The sequence below is a fragment of the Mesorhizobium sp. UC74_2 genome (genome assembly GCF_042701485.1).
Taxonomy (GTDB): domain Bacteria; phylum Pseudomonadota; class Alphaproteobacteria; order Rhizobiales; family Rhizobiaceae; genus Mesorhizobium.
Genome location: NZ_CP170562.1, coordinates 3,338,339 through 3,354,828, shown reverse-complemented (window position 1 = coordinate 3,354,828; position 16,490 = coordinate 3,338,339). Strand labels below are relative to the sequence as shown.

Below are 16,490 nucleotides of genomic sequence, written 5' to 3'. Positions count from 1 at the left end.
GAGATCATGCCTGCGTCAGTGGATACTGTTCGCGCAGCAGCTTGATCACGGCATCGCCGTTCATCGGCGCGCCGAACATGAAGCTCTGCACATATTCGCAGCCCATCTGGCGCAACTCCAGCGCATCGCTCTGGTCGGAGATGCCTTCCGCGACCACGGCGAGACCCAGTTCATGCGCCATGTTGACCATGGAACGCAGCAACACGGCGCGTTTGGGCGACGTGTCGTCGATGAAGCTCTTGTCGATCTTGATCGTGTCGAAGGGAAAACGGGTCAGATAGGACAGGGACGAATAACCGGTGCCGAAATCGTCGAGCGACAGTCCAATGCCCAGTTGCTTCAGCTTGGTCAGCACATGGGCGGCCTGTTCGGGGTTATCCATGACCAGCGATTCGGTGAGTTCAAGCCTCAGGCAGCGTGGCTTCAGGCCTGCGCGCGCGATCACCGAGCGGACGTCGGTGACGAGATCGCGGCGGATGAGCTGGCGACTGGAGAGGTTGACCGAGACCGATAGTGGCGTGTCGCCGATGTGTTTCTGCCAGCCTGCGAGGTCTTCCGCCGCCTTCTGCATCGCGAAGAGGCCGAGCTGCACGATGAGCCCGCAGCTCTCGGCCACGGGAATGAAATCGGCCGGCGGGATCATGCCGCGGCGCGGGTGATCCCAGCGCAGCAGGGCTTCAAAGCCGGCGACACTGTAGTCTTCCAGCCGGACGATCGGCTGATAGGCGAGGGTGAATTCGCGTCGCTCGATGGCGCGGCGCAGGTCGGATTCGAACTGCAGCCGATCGGTGCCGACGGTGCGGAAGGCTGGCCGGAACGGCTCGATCCGATCGCCGCCGAAGCGCTTGGCCTGGTGCATGGCGAGCTCGGCATCCTTGACCAGGTCCTCCGCGGAGGTCTGGTCGGATGTCCAGGTGATCAGGCCGACGGAGGCGGTCAGCACGATCTCGCGCTTGGCAAAGGTGATCGGCGAGCTGATCGCGTGTTTGATGGCATCCGCCATGGCCGCGATGCGTGCGGGATCCAGCTCGGAAAGCAGCATCAATGCGAACTGGTCGCCTGCGAAACGCGAAAGCGAGTCCTTTGGCTTGAGCAGCCGGTGCAGGCGCCGTGCCACGGTGAGCAGGATGGTGTCGCCGGCAGAGATGCCCAGGCCGTCATTGACCTGCTTGAAGCGGTCGATGTCGATGACAAAGACCGTCGGGCGCACCTTGTCCTCGGTGCGGGCGATCGAGATGATCGCTTCCAGCCGGTTCATGAACAGTTCGCGGTTCGGCAGGCCGGTCAGATTGTCATGCACGGCATCGTGCAGAAGGCGTTCTTCCGATTTCTTCTGCTCGGTGACGTCGACCATCGTGCCGACGCAGCGGATGACTTCGCCATCGGAACCGATCACCGGCCGTGCTCGCAGTGCGAACCAGTGATAATGGCCGTCGGCGCCGCGCAGGCGGAAGTTCTGTGCCACGCGGCCGCGTCGATGTTCCAGCACGACGTCGAGCGTGGTGCGGAACGTGTCGCGGTCATCCGAATGCAGAACGGGCAGCCAGTTGCGGGCCGCGCCGCCGAGACTGCCCGGCGCGAGGCCGAGCTGCAGGCTGACATCGGGACGGGTGACGATGCGGTCGCGCAGGACGTCCCAGTCCCATACCGTGTCGCCTGAACCGGCAACCGCGAGTGCCTGCCGCTCGAGATCCGAGAACAGGCCCTGATGCAGCGCACCGCCGGCGAAGGCGTGCTGCATGACGGTAAAGCCGATCAGCAGGATCACCAGGATCAGCCCGCCACCGAGGGCCGGCTGCACGATGTCGTTGTCGAGCAGGCCGGTGATCGCCATCCATGAGCCCGTGGCCCACAACAGCACCATCACCCAGCTTGGAATGAGCATGATGGCGCGGTCGTAGCCGCGTATGCCAAGGAAGATGATAAGGCCAAGCCCGGTCACCGCAGTGGCGGCAAACGAGATGCGGGCAATGCCGGCGGCGATCGCCGGATCGATGATGGCAATGCCGGCAATCGCCGCAAGACCCAGGATCCAAACCAACGCGCCATAGCTGAAATGGCCGTGCCATCGGTTGAGGTTCAGATAGGTGAACAGGAAGACCACGAAGGTCGTGGCGAGGGCCACTTCCGCGCCGGCGCGCCAGACCTGCTCGGAACCGGGCGCCACCTGGATGATCTTGGCCAGGAAGCCGAAGTCGATGCAGATGTAGGCAAGCACGGCCCAGGCCAGTGCCGCGGTCGCCGGAAACAGCGAAGTCCCCTTCACGACGAACAGGATCGTCAGGAACAGCGCCAGGAGGCCGGCGATGCCGATGACGATGCCGCGATAGAGGGTGTAGGAATTGACCGTGTCCTTGTAGGCCTCCGGCTCCCAGAGATAGACCTGCGGCAGCTTCGGCGAGGCAAGCTCGGCGATGAAGGTAACGACCGAGCCGGGGTTCAGCGTCACGCGAAAGACGTCGGCATCAGGGCTTGCCTGCTTGTCGAGCGCGAAACCCTCGGAAGGTGTAATCGCGGTAAAGCGCGTCGAGCCGAGATCGGGCCAGAAGATGCCCGACTTCACCAGCCGGAAATGTGGTGCGACGATCAGGCGGTCGATGACGTCGTCGGTGGTGTTGGCGAGCGCGAAGACGGCCCAGTCGCCGGTTGAACGGGCATCGTTGGCCTCGACCTCGATGCGCCGTACGATGCCGTCGGAGCCGGGCGCCGTCGAGACCTGGAAGTTCTCACCCTGGTTGCGATAGATTTCTACCGCGCCTGAAAGGTCCAGCGCGACATCGTCGCGGGAAATCTTGATCGGTTCCACGGCATGGGCGGAAGCGGCGGCGAAAAGGGTCACCATCGTCGCAAGAACGAAAGCTAGAGCAATTCCAGGAAAGGTGCTTAGCGGTTTTCCGTCCGGAATTGCGTAAGAACAAAGAGTTAGAGCGTTTCCGCGTTTCCGTGAAAAACGGAAACGCTCTAACACCGATCCGTTTCGCAGGAATTTCGTCAACAATCAGCCCTTCGTAGCGGATGCCGGCAGATCGTCTGCGATCCGGGCATAGAGATAGTGGTCTTGCCACGCCCCATTGATGCGAAGATAGGAGCGCGCCAGTCCTTCACGCTGGAATCCGGCTTTTTCAAGCACACGGATCGAACGAACGTTGTCGGGAATACAGGCTGCTTCGATCCGGTGCAACTTGAGTGTGTCGAAGGCGAAGCGCGCCACCAGCTTGACCGCGTCGGTCATCATGCCGCGGCCGGCATAGCGTTCGCCGATCCAGTAACCGATGTGGCCACTTTGCGCGACGCCATGGCGGATATTGCCCAGCGTGATGCCACCAGCGAGCTTGCCAGAACTCCGGTCGAAGATGAAGAAGGCGATCGCCGTGCCTTGTGCATAGTCCTCGCGGTACCGCCCGATGCGATGGCGCCATGCCGAGCGGTCGAGTTCGTCGGGCGCCCAGCGTGGTTCCCAACGCTCCAGGAATGCGCGGCTTTCCCCGCGCAATGCCGACCATTCACGATGATCGCTTGCCATCGGTACGCGCAGCAGGACCTTCTCGCCCTTCAGCGCCGGCAGATCTCGGCGAAAGAAAGGGAGTGCGAACACGGCTGTCGGCCTGGATCAGACGGCGAGCTTCCGGGCAGCGACCTCTAGGCCCGGCAACTGGTCGAGAACCGCTTCGTAGGGCGCCAGCGTGCCGACGGGGCCGACGGCGGCCAATGTCGGCCGCGTCGAGAACAGCCGCGAGGACAGGTCTGTCAGGCGCTCCGTGGTCAGGGCCCCGAGCCGTTCCATCAGCTCCTCCTTCGGGATGGGCCTGCCGAACAGCAACAACTGGCGCGCGATCTGCGATGCCCGGCTGGCCGGGCTCTCCGCCGACATGATCAATCCTGCGCGATATTGAGCGCGGGCCCGGTCAAGTTCTTCCTGGGAAATGTTCTCGCCTGCGCGCTGCAGTTCGCGCACGATGACCGGGACCAATTCGGCGATATCGTTCTGGCCGGTTGCGGCATGAACACCGAACACGCCAGTGTCCGAGAAGCCCCAATGGAAAGCATAGACCGAATAGCACAGGCCGCGCTTTTCGCGCACCTCCTGGAACAGGCGCGATGACATGCCGCCGCCGAGGATCATCGACAGCACCTGCGAGGCGTAGAAGTCACGCACATGATAGGCGCGACCTTCGAAGCCGAGCACGATCTGCGCGTCCATCAGGTCGCGATCCTCGCGAAAGTCACCACCGACATACTGGGCATATTGCGGCGCGGTGCTCTCGGCCTTCGAGCGGAAGGAGCCGAGCTTGTTTTCCACTTCGCGAACGAAATCATCATGTTTCACGTCGCCCGCTGCGACCATGACCATGCGCTCGGCGCCGTACTGGCGCTCCATGAAATCGTGCAACTGCTTGGATGTGAAGGATTTCACCGTTTCGGGCGTGCCCAGGATCGAGCGGCCGATGGTCTGGTGACGAAAGGCGGTTTCGGTGAACCGGTCGAAAACGACGTCGTCGGGCGTGTCGTGCGCGGCGCCGATTTCCTGGAGGATGACGTTCTGCTCGCGCTCCAGTTCCTCAGGGTCGAATTCCGATTCCTGCAGGATGTCGGCCAGTATGTCGACGGCAAGCGGCACGTCGCCGGACAACACGCGAGCGTAGAAGGATGTCGTCTCGACACTGGTCGCGGCATTGATCTCACCGCCGACATTCTCGATTTCCGAGGCGATTTCGAAGGCGGAACGCCTCTTCGTGCCCTTGAATGCCATGTGTTCGAGCAGGTGAGCCATTCCATGCTCATCGTCGCGCTCGTTCCGGGCCCCGGATTTGACCCAGGCGCCGAGAGCAACGGATTCGATGCTTGGAAGGGTTTCGGTGGCGACTGTCAGGCCGTTCGACAGACGGCTTACCTCAACACCCATATAGCTAAAACTCCCTAACGCGCCGCCCGGGAGCGGCGACGAACATAATCTTCCACCATTTTCAGGTCCGATGGAAGTACCGCATATTTTTCCTCCGAATTCATTAAGTCGGCAAGCCATGAAGGCAGGGCAGGGTAGATTCCGCTTGCCTCTTCGACGGCAGCCGGGAATTTCGCGGGATGTGCGGTACCCAGGACGATCATCGGAGTGTTGCTGGCCGATTGCAAGGCCGCGACATGAATGCCTGACGCCGTATGGGGATCGAGCAGATAGTTGGAGCGGGCGAGGGTGGAGCGGATCGTATCGGCGACTTCGGCCTGAGTCGCGCGCCCGGCATCGAATTCGGCACGGATGCGGGCGAGCCCTGCCGCCTCGATGGTGAAGGCACCGGATTGCTTCAGCGAATTCATGTAGCGGCGCACCGTCTGGAAATCGCGCTCCGAAACCTCGAACAGCAGGCGCTCGAAATTCGAGGACACCTGGATGTCCATCGAAGGCGAGGTCGTCGCGACGACCCCCTTCATGCGGTATTCGCCACTGGAAAGCGTACGCGCCAGGATGTCGTTGTCGTTGGTGGCGATCACCAGGCGCTCGATGGGAAGCCCCATGCGTTTGGCTGCATATCCGGCGAAGATGTCGCCGAAATTGCCGGTCGGTACGGTGAAGGATACCGGCCGGTCAGGCGCGCCGAGCGACAGGGCGGACGAGAAGTAGTAGACGATCTGGGCCATGATGCGCGCCCAGTTGATCGAGTTGACGCCAGACAGCGAGACCGCGTCGCGGAAGGCGTGATCATTGAACATGTCCTTGAGAAGGCCCTGGCAATCGTCGAAATTGCCCTCGATCGCCAGCGCATGCACGTTGCCGGCGGCCGAGGTCGTCATCTGCCGCTGCTGCACCGGTGAGACACGCCCGTTCGGAAACAGGATGACGATGTCGGTACGCTCGCGCCCGGCAAAGGCCTCGATGGCCGCACCGCCGGTATCGCCGGATGTCGCGCCAACGATGGTTGCGCGCTCGCCGCGCTCGGCAAGCACATGGTCCATCAGCCTGCCAAGCAGTTGCATGGCGACGTCCTTGAAGGCGAGCGTCGGGCCGTGGAAGAGCTCAAGCACGAAGGTGTTGAGGCCGGTCTGGACCAGCGGGCAGACCGCGTCGTGGCGGAAGGTTGCATAGGCTTCGCGAACCAGCTTCGCGAATACGGCAGGGGCAATTTCGCCCCCGAGGAAGGGCGTCAGCACGCGAATGGCGAGATCGGCATAGGAAAGTCCACGCAGGGCCTTGATCTCGGCGGGCGAGAAATGCGGCCAGGTTTCAGGCACGTAGAGTCCGCCGTCGCGCGCCAGGCCGGCCAGAACCGTGTCTGAAAATCCGAGTGCGGGGGCCTCTCCGCGGGTGCTCACATAGCGCATTGTCGACTTTCCATTTCAACTGCCATTCCGGCCGATTGCCCATGCTTTGGGCCAAGGCGTGGATTTTGTGCGCGCCCTCAGTCGCATTTTTGCCGTCTCGTTGCTATAGGTCGCCTGCTTCGCGTGAGGGAACTGCTTTTTATGGTGTTTCGTTCGTCCAACAGCCGCCTTGTCGCGGGTTTCGTGTCCATGGGCTTTATGCTGATCGTCGCAGGTTGCCAATCAAGCGACGGCGGTGGCTCGGGCGGTGGTTTCCTGGGGGTGGGCAAGAAGGACGAGGCAGCGATCAATGCCGACGTCGCCAAGGCCAAGGCTTCCGACCTCAGGGCCTATTGCCCGAAGGTTACGCTGCGCGAAGGCACCGCCGTCTTCAACACCTACGGCAGGGCTGCTACGAAACCGAAGGCACCGAAGGGCCAGGAGCCCGCCCCGGCAACCGATACGGCGCAGGATGATTCAGCGCGGCTTTCCTACCAGGCTTCGATCGGCGAGGTGACCCGCGACTGTACGCGCGACAACGGCATGCTCAACATGAAAATTGCTGTTGCCGGCCGCATCGTCCCAGGCCCGACGGCCGTGCCGGGCACTGTCACCATGCCGATCCGCATTGCCGTGGTCGAAGGCGACAAGGTGCTTTATTCGCAGATCTACCAGCACAAGGTGCAGGTATCCGACACCTCTACCGCGACCCAGTTCGTGCTGAACGATTCCAGCATCTCCATCCCGCAGCCGGCTGCCGCGACCTATCAGGCTTTCGCGGGTTTCGACGAGGGGCCGAAGAAGGTGCAGAAATCTGACGAAGATCAGCCGGTGAAACGTCGTGTGCGCCGGCCGAAGCCGAAGGCGGCTCCGGTGGCGAATGCGCCGGCCGCACCAGCACAGCAGGGCAATCAGACCACCATTTCGGATATCCCGCGCTAGCCGCGACACCACAGAGAAAGAAAAAGGGGCGTCAGCCCCTTTTTCTTTTGTTCGCTCATCTCAGGCGTCCGTCCACTCCGACAGCGCCGCAAGCACGCCTTTCAGGTCGGACCAGCGGTTGATCACCGTTTCCGCACCTGCCTCGGTCAGGATGTCGGCATGGCCGGGATAGCTGTGTGAGGCGCCCGTGAAGCCGATCACCCGCATGCCCGCGGCGCGGGCGCCGTGGATGCCGTGCGCCGAATCCTCGATCACGAAGGTCTTTGCCGGATCTGCATGCAGGACCTGTGCTGCATGCAGGAAGACGTCCGGCGCCGGCTTGGTCTTTTTCGTGGGCGTTTCGAGTGCCGAAAAGATGCGGCCTTCGAACAGCGGCAGAAGGCGGACCTTTTCCAGCATGAAGGCGATGCGCTCCGAACTCGAATTGGAGCAGATGCAGCGCGGCGCCGTCACGGATGCGACGGCTTGATGCACGCCATCGATGGCGCGGACGTCCGACCGCAGCTTGCGGTCGACCAGGTCCTCGGCGCGTGTGATCAGCGACGCCTGGAAAGGGATGTTCGCCTTGTGCTCGATCGCCATCATGATGTCTTTGAAGGTGAGGCCGGCATAGGTTTCGGCGATCTCCTCGGCGCTGATCTCGAAGCCTGCTTCGGTGATCAGCTCGGCCTCGACGCGTGCGGCGATGATTTCGGAATCGACGAGCACGCCGTCACAATCGAAAATGACAAGGTCTGGCTGGGGCATTTCGGTCCATCAGTGGAAGGGTAAGGCCGGCGCGGCATACACCAAGCACCGGCGAGCGGCAAATCACGCCTGCACTTCATCAAATATTTACTGAGAACGGTAACCATAACGGCTGGTAAATGTAACGCGTGTCCTGGGTAATCAGCATGTCTGCCGTGCGTCTTCTCGACGAACTTTCCCACACTCCTCAGCAGTCCGAATGGCTGGATACGATCCTGAAAGGGGATTGCGTCGCGGCCCTCGACCGACTGCCGGAAAAATCGGTCGACGTGATCTTTGCCGATCCGCCGTACAATCTGCAGCTCGAGGGCACATTGCATCGGCCTGACCAGTCCAAGGTCGACGCGGTCGACGACCATTGGGACCAGTTCGAGAGTTTCGAGGCCTACGATGCCTTCACCCGTGCCTGGCTGCTCGCGGCGCGCCGCGTTCTGAAGCCGAACGGCACCATCTGGGTGATCGGCTCCTATCATAACATCTTCCGCGTCGGCGCGAAGATGCAGGATCTCGGCTTCTGGATTCTCAACGATGTCGTCTGGCGCAAGACCAATCCGATGCCGAATTTCCGCGGCCGCCGTTTCCAGAATGCCCATGAGACAATGATCTGGGCCTCGCGCGACCAGAAGTCCAAGGGTTACACCTTCAACTACGAAGCGTTGAAGGCCGCCAACGACGATGTGCAGATGCGCTCCGACTGGCTGTTCCCGATCTGCACCGGTGGCGAACGGTTGAAGGATGACAACGGCGACAAGCTGCACCCGACGCAGAAGCCGGAAGCATTGCTGGCCCGCATCATGCTGGCCTCGACCAAGCCGGGCGATGTGGTGCTCGACCCGTTCTTCGGCTCCGGCACTACCGGTGCGGTTGCCAAACGCCTTGGCCGCCATTTCGTGGGCATCGAACGCGAACAGTCATATATCGACGCAGCCTACGAGCGCATCGCCGCGGTAAAACCGCTTGAGGACGCTGACCTGACGGTTCTTTCAGGCAAGCGCGCCGAGCCGCGGGTCGCCTTCATCAGCCTGATCGACAACGGCCTCGTCAAGGCTGGTGCCACGCTGTACGACGCCAAACGCCGCTGGTCGGCCAAGGTGCGCGCCGATGGCACGCTGGCCATCGGCGAGAGCGCTGGTTCTATCCACAAGATCGGCGCCGAAGTGCAGGGGCTCGACGCCTGCAATGGCTGGACCTTCTGGCACTACGAACGCGCGGGTGGCCTTACGCCGATCGATGAGCTGCGCAAGATCGCGCGGCTCGGCATGGAGCGGGCCGGAGCATGATCCCGAACCGAAGGTCAGCGAAAGCTGCAGACCTTCGGGCAAGGATCAGGCGACGAAACAAGAAGAGAGCCTAGCCCTCGACGTCCACACGGACGATCAGGCCGTCACCGTCAAGCGTGATGGTCTCGGCGCCATGCCGCTCCCGCCACACACCGGTCTTCGTGCTGGTTCCGGTCAGCGACCATTCTGAGCGCGCGCTGTTTGGAGACAGTGCTTCCAGCTTCTTGTCTTCCGCTGCCTGGTCCGGATATTCCTCGAAATAGGTACGGAAGGCCGTCATTACGGCATCCCGGCCTTCGATGCGGCCGCCGACACCCTGCGAAACATAGACGACTTCGGGTGAGAACATCGCTTCGATGGCTGCAAAATCCTGCGCGTTGGTGACTTCGTGGAACCGGGCGAGTGTCTGGGCCGGATCGTGCTTGACGCTCATGCTGTTATCCCTCGCTCGGCCAGATCGCGCTTCAGCGTTGCGGCGCCGGTGAACAGCACTGCCTGCCAGCCAGCCGCCTTGGCGCCCTCGACATTTTTTGGGCTGTCATCGATGAAAAGCGTCGCCACGGGCTCAAGGTCGAAGGATCTGATGTGGTGGTCGTAGATGGCGCGGTCGGGTTTGATGAGTTTGATGTCGCCCGAAACAGTCACGCCGCGCGGCAGCTTCAGAAAGGGAAAGCGCTCCTGCGCTTCCCGGAACGTATCGGAAGCGAAGTTGGTCAGCATGGTGACGTCACGGCCTTCATCGATCAGGCCTTCCATCAGGGCGACGCTGTCCTCATAGGCATGCGGCACCATTTCGTGCCAATACAGGCGAAAGTTGCGAATGTTCTCCGCGTGGTCCGGGTGTTGATCGAGCAGCAGGCCTTCCGCTTCTTCCCAGGTGCGGCCGCGGTCCTGTTCGATATTCCAGTCGCTCGTGCAGACATTGTCGAAGAACCATTGCCGTTCCGCTGCATCCGGGATCAGCCGGTTGAATGGCAGGCTGGGGTCGTAGTGCAGCAACACCTTGCCGATGTCGAAGACGATGTGGCGAATTTCGGTCATGCTTTCCTCTTGTGCGGACCCTTCTGGGTCGAGCCGGGCATAGCCGCTTCGATTGCCTTTTTCATGACAGTGGGCAAGGCTTCGTCGTTGATCCAGCCGGGGCGTGACCAGAAGAAATCCTGTGGCGCCTCCATGAACTCGACGTTCGCCATATAGACGCTGAGCTCCAGCGAAAAATGCGTGAAGACATGACTGATGGCACCGCAAGGGCGCCAGTCCGCTGGAAACGGCGCTGCGTCCTTTCCGGTCGCGCCGTCGATCCGAGCCGTCCAGCCCGTGGTCGGCACTTCGCTCATGCCGCCGAGCAGGCCTTTTTCGGGGCGCTTACGCAGCAGGATGGCGCCATCGCCACGGATCGCGACGAAGGCCGCTCCGCGCCGGGACGGTTTTTCCGGCTTGGCGAGTTTTACCGGATAGAATTCCGGATCGCCGGAAAGGATGACGCTGCAATCCTGCCGTAGCGGACACAGCATGCAGCGTGGCTTGCGCGGGGTGCAGAGGGTGGCACCAAGATCCATCATCGCCTGGGCAAAGTCGCCGGGCCTGTCGTGTGACAGCATCTCTTCGACACGCGCACGGATTTCCGGCTTGGCCAGCGGCAGCGGAGTATCGATCGAAAACAGTCGCGAAACGACGCGTTCGACGTTGCCGTCGACCACCGCGGCAGGGCGGTTGAAGGCGATGGCGGCAATCGCCGCTGCGGTGTAGGCGCCGATACCGGGAAGCGCACGCAGGCCGCCTTCGGTGTCTGGAAAACGGCCGCCCTGTGCCGCAATCTGGTCCGCGCAGGCTTTCAGGTTGCGCGCCCGCGAATAATAGCCAAGCCCGGCCCAGGCCTTCATGACGTCGTCGGAACTCGCCGCGCCGAGCGCCTGTATGGTGGGCCAGCGTTCCAGGAAAGCCTGGAAATAGGCTTTTACCGCTTCCACGGTCGTCTGTTGCAGCATCACTTCGGAGAGCCAGACCCGATACGGGTCCGGCCTCACGCCTCTGGCCAGATCGCGCGGCGCAACGCGCCAGGCAGATCGCGATGATGCGCGTCATACCAGCCAAGCAGGCGGGCGGCGATATCGGTCCCGCTGTCATATGCGGGCTTGCGGGTCTGGTCGGGCAGTGTCATTGATCGTTCGGGATGCGGTTCAGCCGGTCCTGCTGTCTGACGGAGAACGCATGACAGGGAAACCCCCTTACGGCAATCCTGTACCGGTTAGCGATCTGGCAACCGGCATCCTGGAACCGGTGTTGCGCAAGCGCGCTGGCATCTCGATCGGTCTGGTGCAGTCCTGGGAAGAGATTGTCGGGCCGCGCCTTGCCGGCACGTCACGGCCGGAGCGGATCCAGTGGCCACGCCGGATGCGTGAAGAGGATCCATTCGAGCCTGCTGCCCTTGTGGTTGCGTGCCAGGGTGTCGCTGCACTGCATCTCCAGCATCAGGCCGATGAGATCATTGGCCGCGTCAACGCGTTTTTGGGCTTCCAGGCCATCGGTCGTATCCGCATCGTGCAGAAACCGCTGACGGAGGCCAAACGCCGCACCGTCCAGCCGGCAAGGCCCCTGACACCGCTGGAGAAGAGCCGCCTTGAACGTGTTGTCGGCGGCGTGGAAGACGAGGGCCTGCGGGCTTCGCTGGAAAGGTTGGGCGCCAGCATCATCGGTCGGCGCAAGTAGACTTCACCGCGCTCTCGCGCTTTCGTGATCGTTTCAACAGGTTTTCGCGATTGGACTCGGCAACCGCTATGCCTTAATTCCCGCGAACTCTCGCTTTTCCTTGGCTATCCATTGCAAAATCCCAATCCTGATCAGGTGATTCGATGAACCGTCTTCTGTCCCGCAGACACATTCTGACCACGCTGGCCGTTGCACCGGCCGCGCTGGCGCTCGCGGCCTGCAACAAAGCAGGCGAGGCGGAAGCCGAAACCGCCAAGCCGGCCGAGCCTGCCAAACCGGCGGACGCGATGAAGCCGGCAGCAAAGCCGGCAGCGGCCGCTCCGCAGTCGTCGGGCTCCGTCGACATGGCTGAACTCCTGAAGCCAGGCGTGCTGCCGGAAAGGCAGCTTGGCAAGGACGATGCCAAGGTCACCATCGTCGAATACGCTTCCATGACCTGCCCGCATTGCGCGCATTTCCACGAGACCACGCTGCCGGAGTTGAAGACCAAGTATATCGACACGGGCAAGGCACGGCTGATCTTCCGCGAATTCCCGTTCGATCCGCGCGCCGAGGCCGGCTTCATGCTGGCGCGCTGCGCCGGCGATAATTATTTCCCGATGGTGGACGTGCTCTTCAAACAGCAGCAGAACTGGGCAGTGGCCGAAAATGTCAAGGATGCCATGTTCCAATTGTCCAAGCTGGCCGGTTTTACACAGGAGAGCTTCAATGCCTGCTTGACGGACCAGAAACTTCTGGACCAAGTCAGATCAGTGCAGAAGCGCGGCGCGGACGAATTCAAGGTCGACTCAACGCCGACCTTCTTCATCAACGGTCAAACCTACAAGGGTGCGTTGTCGATTGAGGAAATGTCGGCCATCATCGACCCTCTGCTCTGACGTTCCGGCGGCGCCGGGACGGCAGCGGCTCGGCGCGAGCGCCCGTACGGGGCTGCGCGAATGAAGTTTTCGCGGCTGCGCCTGCTCGGTTTCAAATCCTTCGTCGAACCCGGTGAGTTCGTTATCGAACGCGGTCTCACCGGCATCGTCGGGCCGAACGGCTGCGGCAAGTCGAACCTCGTGGAAGCGCTCCGCTGGGTGATGGGCGAAAGCTCCTACAAGAACATGCGCGCGTCCGGCATGGACGATGTTATCTTTTCGGGCTCCAATACGCGGCCGGCTCGCAACACGGCCGAAGTCACGCTTTTCCTCGATAATGTCGATCGCACCGCGCCGTCCGCCTTCAACGACGCTGATGAGCTGCAGGTTTCCCGCCGCATCGAGCGTGAGGCGGGTTCGGTCTATCGCATCAATGGCAAGGAAGCGCGCGCCAAGGACGTGCAGCTTCTCTTCGCCGACCAGTCGACCGGCGCCCGTTCCCCTTCGATGGTCGGACAGGGGCGTATCGGCGAGCTGATCCAGGCCAAACCCCAGGCGCGCCGCGCGCTGCTGGAAGAAGCAGCCGGCATCTCAGGCCTGCACACCCGCCGCCACGAAGCGGAATTGCGGTTGAGGGGCGCCGAGCAGAATCTCGAGCGGCTGGACGACGTCGTCGGCGAACTGGAAAGCCAGATCGAAAGCCTGAAGCGTCAGGCACGCCAGGCGTCGCGGTTCAAGAACCTCTCGGCCGATATCCGCAAGGCGGAAGCCACGTTGCTGCATCTGCGCTGGACCCTTGCCAAGGCGCAGGAAGGCGAAGCGCGTTCCGCACTGGCGACCGCGACCGCGCTGGTCGGCGACCGCGCCGCTTCGCAGATGAATGCTGCCAAGGAACAGGCAATCAGCGCGAATCGCCTGCCGGATCTGCGTGATGCGGAAGCCAAGGCCGCGGCCGCCTTCCAGCGCCTGTCGATCGCCAAGTCGCAGATCGAGGAGGAGGCCGGCCGCATCAGTGCCCGCCAGAGCGAGCTCGACCGGCGCCTGCAGCAGCTGGACGCCGACATCGAGCGCGAAGAGCGTATGGTGCGGGACAACGCTGCCGTGCTGGAGCGGCTGGCGACGGAAGAAAACACGCTGAATGCCGAAAATGCCGGCGCAGCAGAGCGGGAAGCCAACACCCGTGCCGCTTTCGAGCAGGCGACGGCCACGCTGGCGGCCAGTGAGGAAAAACTGGCAAAGCTGACCGCTGAACGCGCGGAGGCTGCGGCCGGCCGTAACCAGATCGAGCGCACATTGCGGGAAGCTGCTGAACGGCGTGACCGCTTCGCGCGCCAGCTCGCCGATGCTGATCGTGAGCTTGCCGAGATCGGCCAGCGCATTGCTGCTCTTGCCGACCCGGCGGAGAAAAAGGTGCTCGTTGAGGAGGCGACTGAAACACTTGCTGCCACCGAGGCCGCGGCCATGGAAAGCGAACAGCAGGTGGTCGAGGCCCGTGGTACCGAGGCTGCTGCGCGCGGTCCGCTGCAGGAGGCCAAGGCGGAGCTCGCTCGTGTCGAGACGGAAGCACGCACACTGGCCAAGATCCTGAATTCGGTTGGCGGTGGCGACCTCTTTCCTGCCGTGCTGGAGCAGATCAGCGTCGAACGCGGCTTCGAGACCGCCCTTGGGGCAGCGCTTGGCGAAGATCTCGATGTGCCGCTGGACCGCAGTGCTCCCGTGCATTGGGGCGATGGTGAGGTGCAGGCCGGCGATCCGGTCTTGCCCGAGGGCGTTCGCAACCTCGCCAGCGTCGTCAAGGCACCCGGACAGCTTGCCCGCCGCCTTGCGCAGATCGGCATCGTTGAAGCAACTGACGGCAAGCGCCTGCAAGCGTTGCTGGCGCCAGGCCAGCGGCTGGTGAGCCGCGAAGGGGCGCTGTGGCGCTGGGACGGTTTCACGGCAAGTGCCGATGCACCGACGCCTGCCGCGCAGCGTCTGGCGCAGAAGAACCGGTTGGCCGAACTCGACGCTGAGGCGATTGCCGCCACGCGTGTCGTGCGCGCGGCCGAGGAGGCCCTTGCCAAGGCGGAAGCGGGGCTGCGTACCGCCGTCGAGGCCGAAAGGGGGCGCGCCAAACCTGGCGCGAAGCACAGCACGCACTCGACGCCGCGCACAATGCGCTGGTTCAAGCCGAAAGAGCTGCCGGTGAGTTCACGACGCGGCGGGCTGCCCTGACCGAATCCCGTGCCCGGGTGGTCGAGGCCCATGAAGAAGCCTCCGCCATCCACGTCGAGGCGGAAGAGCAGTTGAAAGATGCTCCCGATCTTGCCGATCTGCAGTCGCGGCTCGAACAGGCCGCCGCTCATGTCTCGCGCGATCGCGTGGCGCTCGCCGATGCGCGTGCCGTCCATGAGGGGCTGAAGCGCGAAGCGGAGGCGCGTACACGCCGCCTGGAATCCATTCAGGGAGAGCGCAACAACTGGCTGTCGCGAGCAGAGAATGCCTCCGCCCAGATCGCCTCGCTTGGTGAACGCAAGGCGGAAGCCGCGGCCGAACGCGAGCAACTGGCCGATGCACCCGATGAGCTCGACCAGCGCCGCCGTGCCTTGCTGTCGCAGCTGTCCGCAGCCGAAGCGTTGCGCAAGAACGCCGCCGATCGCTTGCAGGAGGCCGAAAATCGCCAGGCCGAGCTCGACAAGGCAGCGACTGCGGCCATCACCACACTCGCCGAAGCCCGTGAAGCACGCGTGCGTGCCGAGGAACGGCTGACCGCCGCCGACGAGCGTCGGCAGGAGGTGGAGGCGCGTATCCAGGAGGCGCTGAACACGCCGCCGCATCTGGTCATTCGCCACACCGGGCTGGAGGCCGATAGCCCGATGCCCGACATGGGCGAGATTGAGCGTCAGCTGGAGCGGCTGAAGATCGAGCGTGAGCGGCTGGGTGCAGTCAATCTGCGCGCCGAGGAGGAGCAGCGCGAGCTGTCGGAGCGGCTGGAGACCATCGTTTCCGAACGTGAGGACGTCATCGAGGCAATCCGCAAGCTGCGCCAGGCCATCCAGAGCCTCAATCGTGAAGGTCGCGAGCGGCTGGTTGCCGCCTTCGAACTCGTCAATGGCCATTTCCAGCGGCTGTTCACGCATCTGTTCGGTGGCGGCACCGCCGAACTGCAGCTGATCGAGTCGGAAGATCCGCTCGAGGCCGGCCTCGAGATCCTTGCCCGTCCGCCAGGCAAGAAGCCGCAGACCATGACACTGTTGTCCGGTGGTGAGCAGGCGCTGACGGCAATGTCGCTGATCTTCGCAGTCTTCCTCACCAATCCGGCGCCGATCTGCGTGCTGGACGAGGTCGATGCGCCGCTCGACGATCACAACGTCGAACGTTTCTGCAACCTGATGGACGAAATGTCGGCGTCGACGGAGACACGTTTCGTCGTCATCACCCATAATCCCATCACCATGGCACGCATGGATCGGCTGTTTGGCGTTACCATGGCCGAACAAGGGGTCAGCCAGCTGGTTTCGGTCGACCTGCAGGCTGCCGAAGCGATGCGCGAAGCAAGCTGACGCCTCGGTCCGAAAATCGGAATCGATTTTCGGAAAGCACGATGCGCACATTCAAAGTGTTGGAGCGTCCTTTGTGCGTCGGAATGGATGTGCGACGCTCTAACGATGCTTCCTCGCCA

General features: G+C 62.8%; 11 protein-coding genes and 2 pseudogenes. 5 read left to right on the top strand and 8 right to left on the bottom strand.

What is annotated here, in order from left to right:
- Positions 1 to 4: 4 nt before the first annotated feature.
- From ACFJIU_RS16305 to thrC, 4 genes are all read right to left on the bottom strand, one after another.
- Positions 5 to 2,842 carry an EAL domain-containing protein gene (locus tag ACFJIU_RS16305; RefSeq protein ID WP_379061490.1) on the bottom strand — a complete coding sequence of 946 codons (2,838 nt, stop codon included), beginning with the start codon at positions 2,840 to 2,842 and terminating at the stop codon, positions 5 to 7.
- A gap of 156 nt (positions 2,843 to 2,998) precedes the next feature.
- Entirely contained in the window at positions 2,999 to 3,595 is a 597-nt protein-coding gene (locus ACFJIU_RS16300) for a GNAT family N-acetyltransferase (RefSeq protein WP_379061487.1), read from the bottom strand.
- Positions 3,596 to 3,610: 15 nt separating this feature from the next.
- The gene (locus ACFJIU_RS16295; protein ID WP_379061484.1) at positions 3,611 to 4,903 is read right to left on the bottom strand and encodes a M16 family metallopeptidase; all 1,293 of its coding nucleotides are present in this window, start codon (positions 4,901 to 4,903) and stop codon (positions 3,611 to 3,613) included.
- A 14-nt stretch (positions 4,904 to 4,917) separates the two neighbouring features.
- Entirely contained in the window at positions 4,918 to 6,315 is a 1,398-nt protein-coding gene (gene thrC / locus ACFJIU_RS16290; protein WP_379061482.1) for a threonine synthase, read from the bottom strand.
- Between the two features lie 141 nt (positions 6,316 to 6,456).
- On the opposite strand from thrC, the gene ACFJIU_RS16285 reads away from it, so the two are divergent.
- Positions 6,457 to 7,236 (top strand): hypothetical protein, encoded by a 780-nt coding sequence (locus ACFJIU_RS16285; protein ID WP_379061480.1) that lies wholly within the window; start codon positions 6,457 to 6,459, stop codon positions 7,234 to 7,236.
- 60 nt (positions 7,237 to 7,296) lie between these two features.
- On the opposite strand, the gene ACFJIU_RS16280 is transcribed toward ACFJIU_RS16285, so the two are convergent.
- The gene (locus ACFJIU_RS16280; protein ID WP_379061478.1) at positions 7,297 to 7,983 is read right to left on the bottom strand and encodes an HAD family hydrolase; all 687 of its coding nucleotides are present in this window, start codon (positions 7,981 to 7,983) and stop codon (positions 7,297 to 7,299) included.
- A gap of 146 nt (positions 7,984 to 8,129) precedes the next feature.
- Between ACFJIU_RS16280 and ACFJIU_RS16275 the strand changes: the two genes are divergently transcribed.
- On the top strand, positions 8,130 to 9,263 hold the full coding sequence (locus tag ACFJIU_RS16275) for a site-specific DNA-methyltransferase (protein ID WP_379061476.1): 1,134 nt from the start codon (positions 8,130 to 8,132) through the stop codon (positions 9,261 to 9,263).
- A 70-nt stretch (positions 9,264 to 9,333) separates the two neighbouring features.
- On the opposite strand, the gene ACFJIU_RS16270 is transcribed toward ACFJIU_RS16275, so the two are convergent.
- The 3 genes and pseudogenes from ACFJIU_RS16270 to mutY form a co-directional block, all read right to left on the bottom strand.
- Entirely contained in the window at positions 9,334 to 9,696 is a 363-nt protein-coding gene (locus ACFJIU_RS16270) for a nuclear transport factor 2 family protein (protein WP_379061474.1), read from the bottom strand.
- Positions 9,693 to 10,304, bottom strand: coding sequence for an HAD family hydrolase (locus ACFJIU_RS16265; protein WP_379061472.1), 612 nt, complete (start codon positions 10,302 to 10,304; stop codon positions 9,693 to 9,695). Before ACFJIU_RS16265 ends, ACFJIU_RS16270 begins: the two co-directional genes overlap by 4 nt.
- Positions 10,301 to 11,424 (bottom strand): annotated as a pseudogene (gene mutY / locus ACFJIU_RS16260) (A/G-specific adenine glycosylase). Before mutY ends, ACFJIU_RS16265 begins: the two are co-directional and overlap by 4 nt.
- A gap of 50 nt (positions 11,425 to 11,474) precedes the next feature.
- Between mutY and ACFJIU_RS16255 the strand changes: the two are divergent.
- From ACFJIU_RS16255 to smc, 3 genes and pseudogenes are all read left to right on the top strand, one after another.
- Positions 11,475 to 11,972, top strand: a complete 498-nt coding sequence (locus ACFJIU_RS16255; protein WP_379061470.1) for a DUF721 domain-containing protein — start codon at positions 11,475 to 11,477, stop codon at positions 11,970 to 11,972.
- Positions 11,973 to 12,115: 143 nt separating this feature from the next.
- Positions 12,116 to 12,850 carry a DsbA family protein gene (locus ACFJIU_RS16250; RefSeq protein WP_379061468.1) on the top strand — a complete coding sequence of 245 codons (735 nt, stop codon included), beginning with the start codon at positions 12,116 to 12,118 and terminating at the stop codon, positions 12,848 to 12,850.
- 60 nt (positions 12,851 to 12,910) lie between these two features.
- A pseudogene (gene smc, locus ACFJIU_RS16245) lies at positions 12,911 to 16,371 on the top strand (chromosome segregation protein SMC).
- The last annotated feature ends 119 nt before the right edge of the window (positions 16,372 to 16,490 follow it).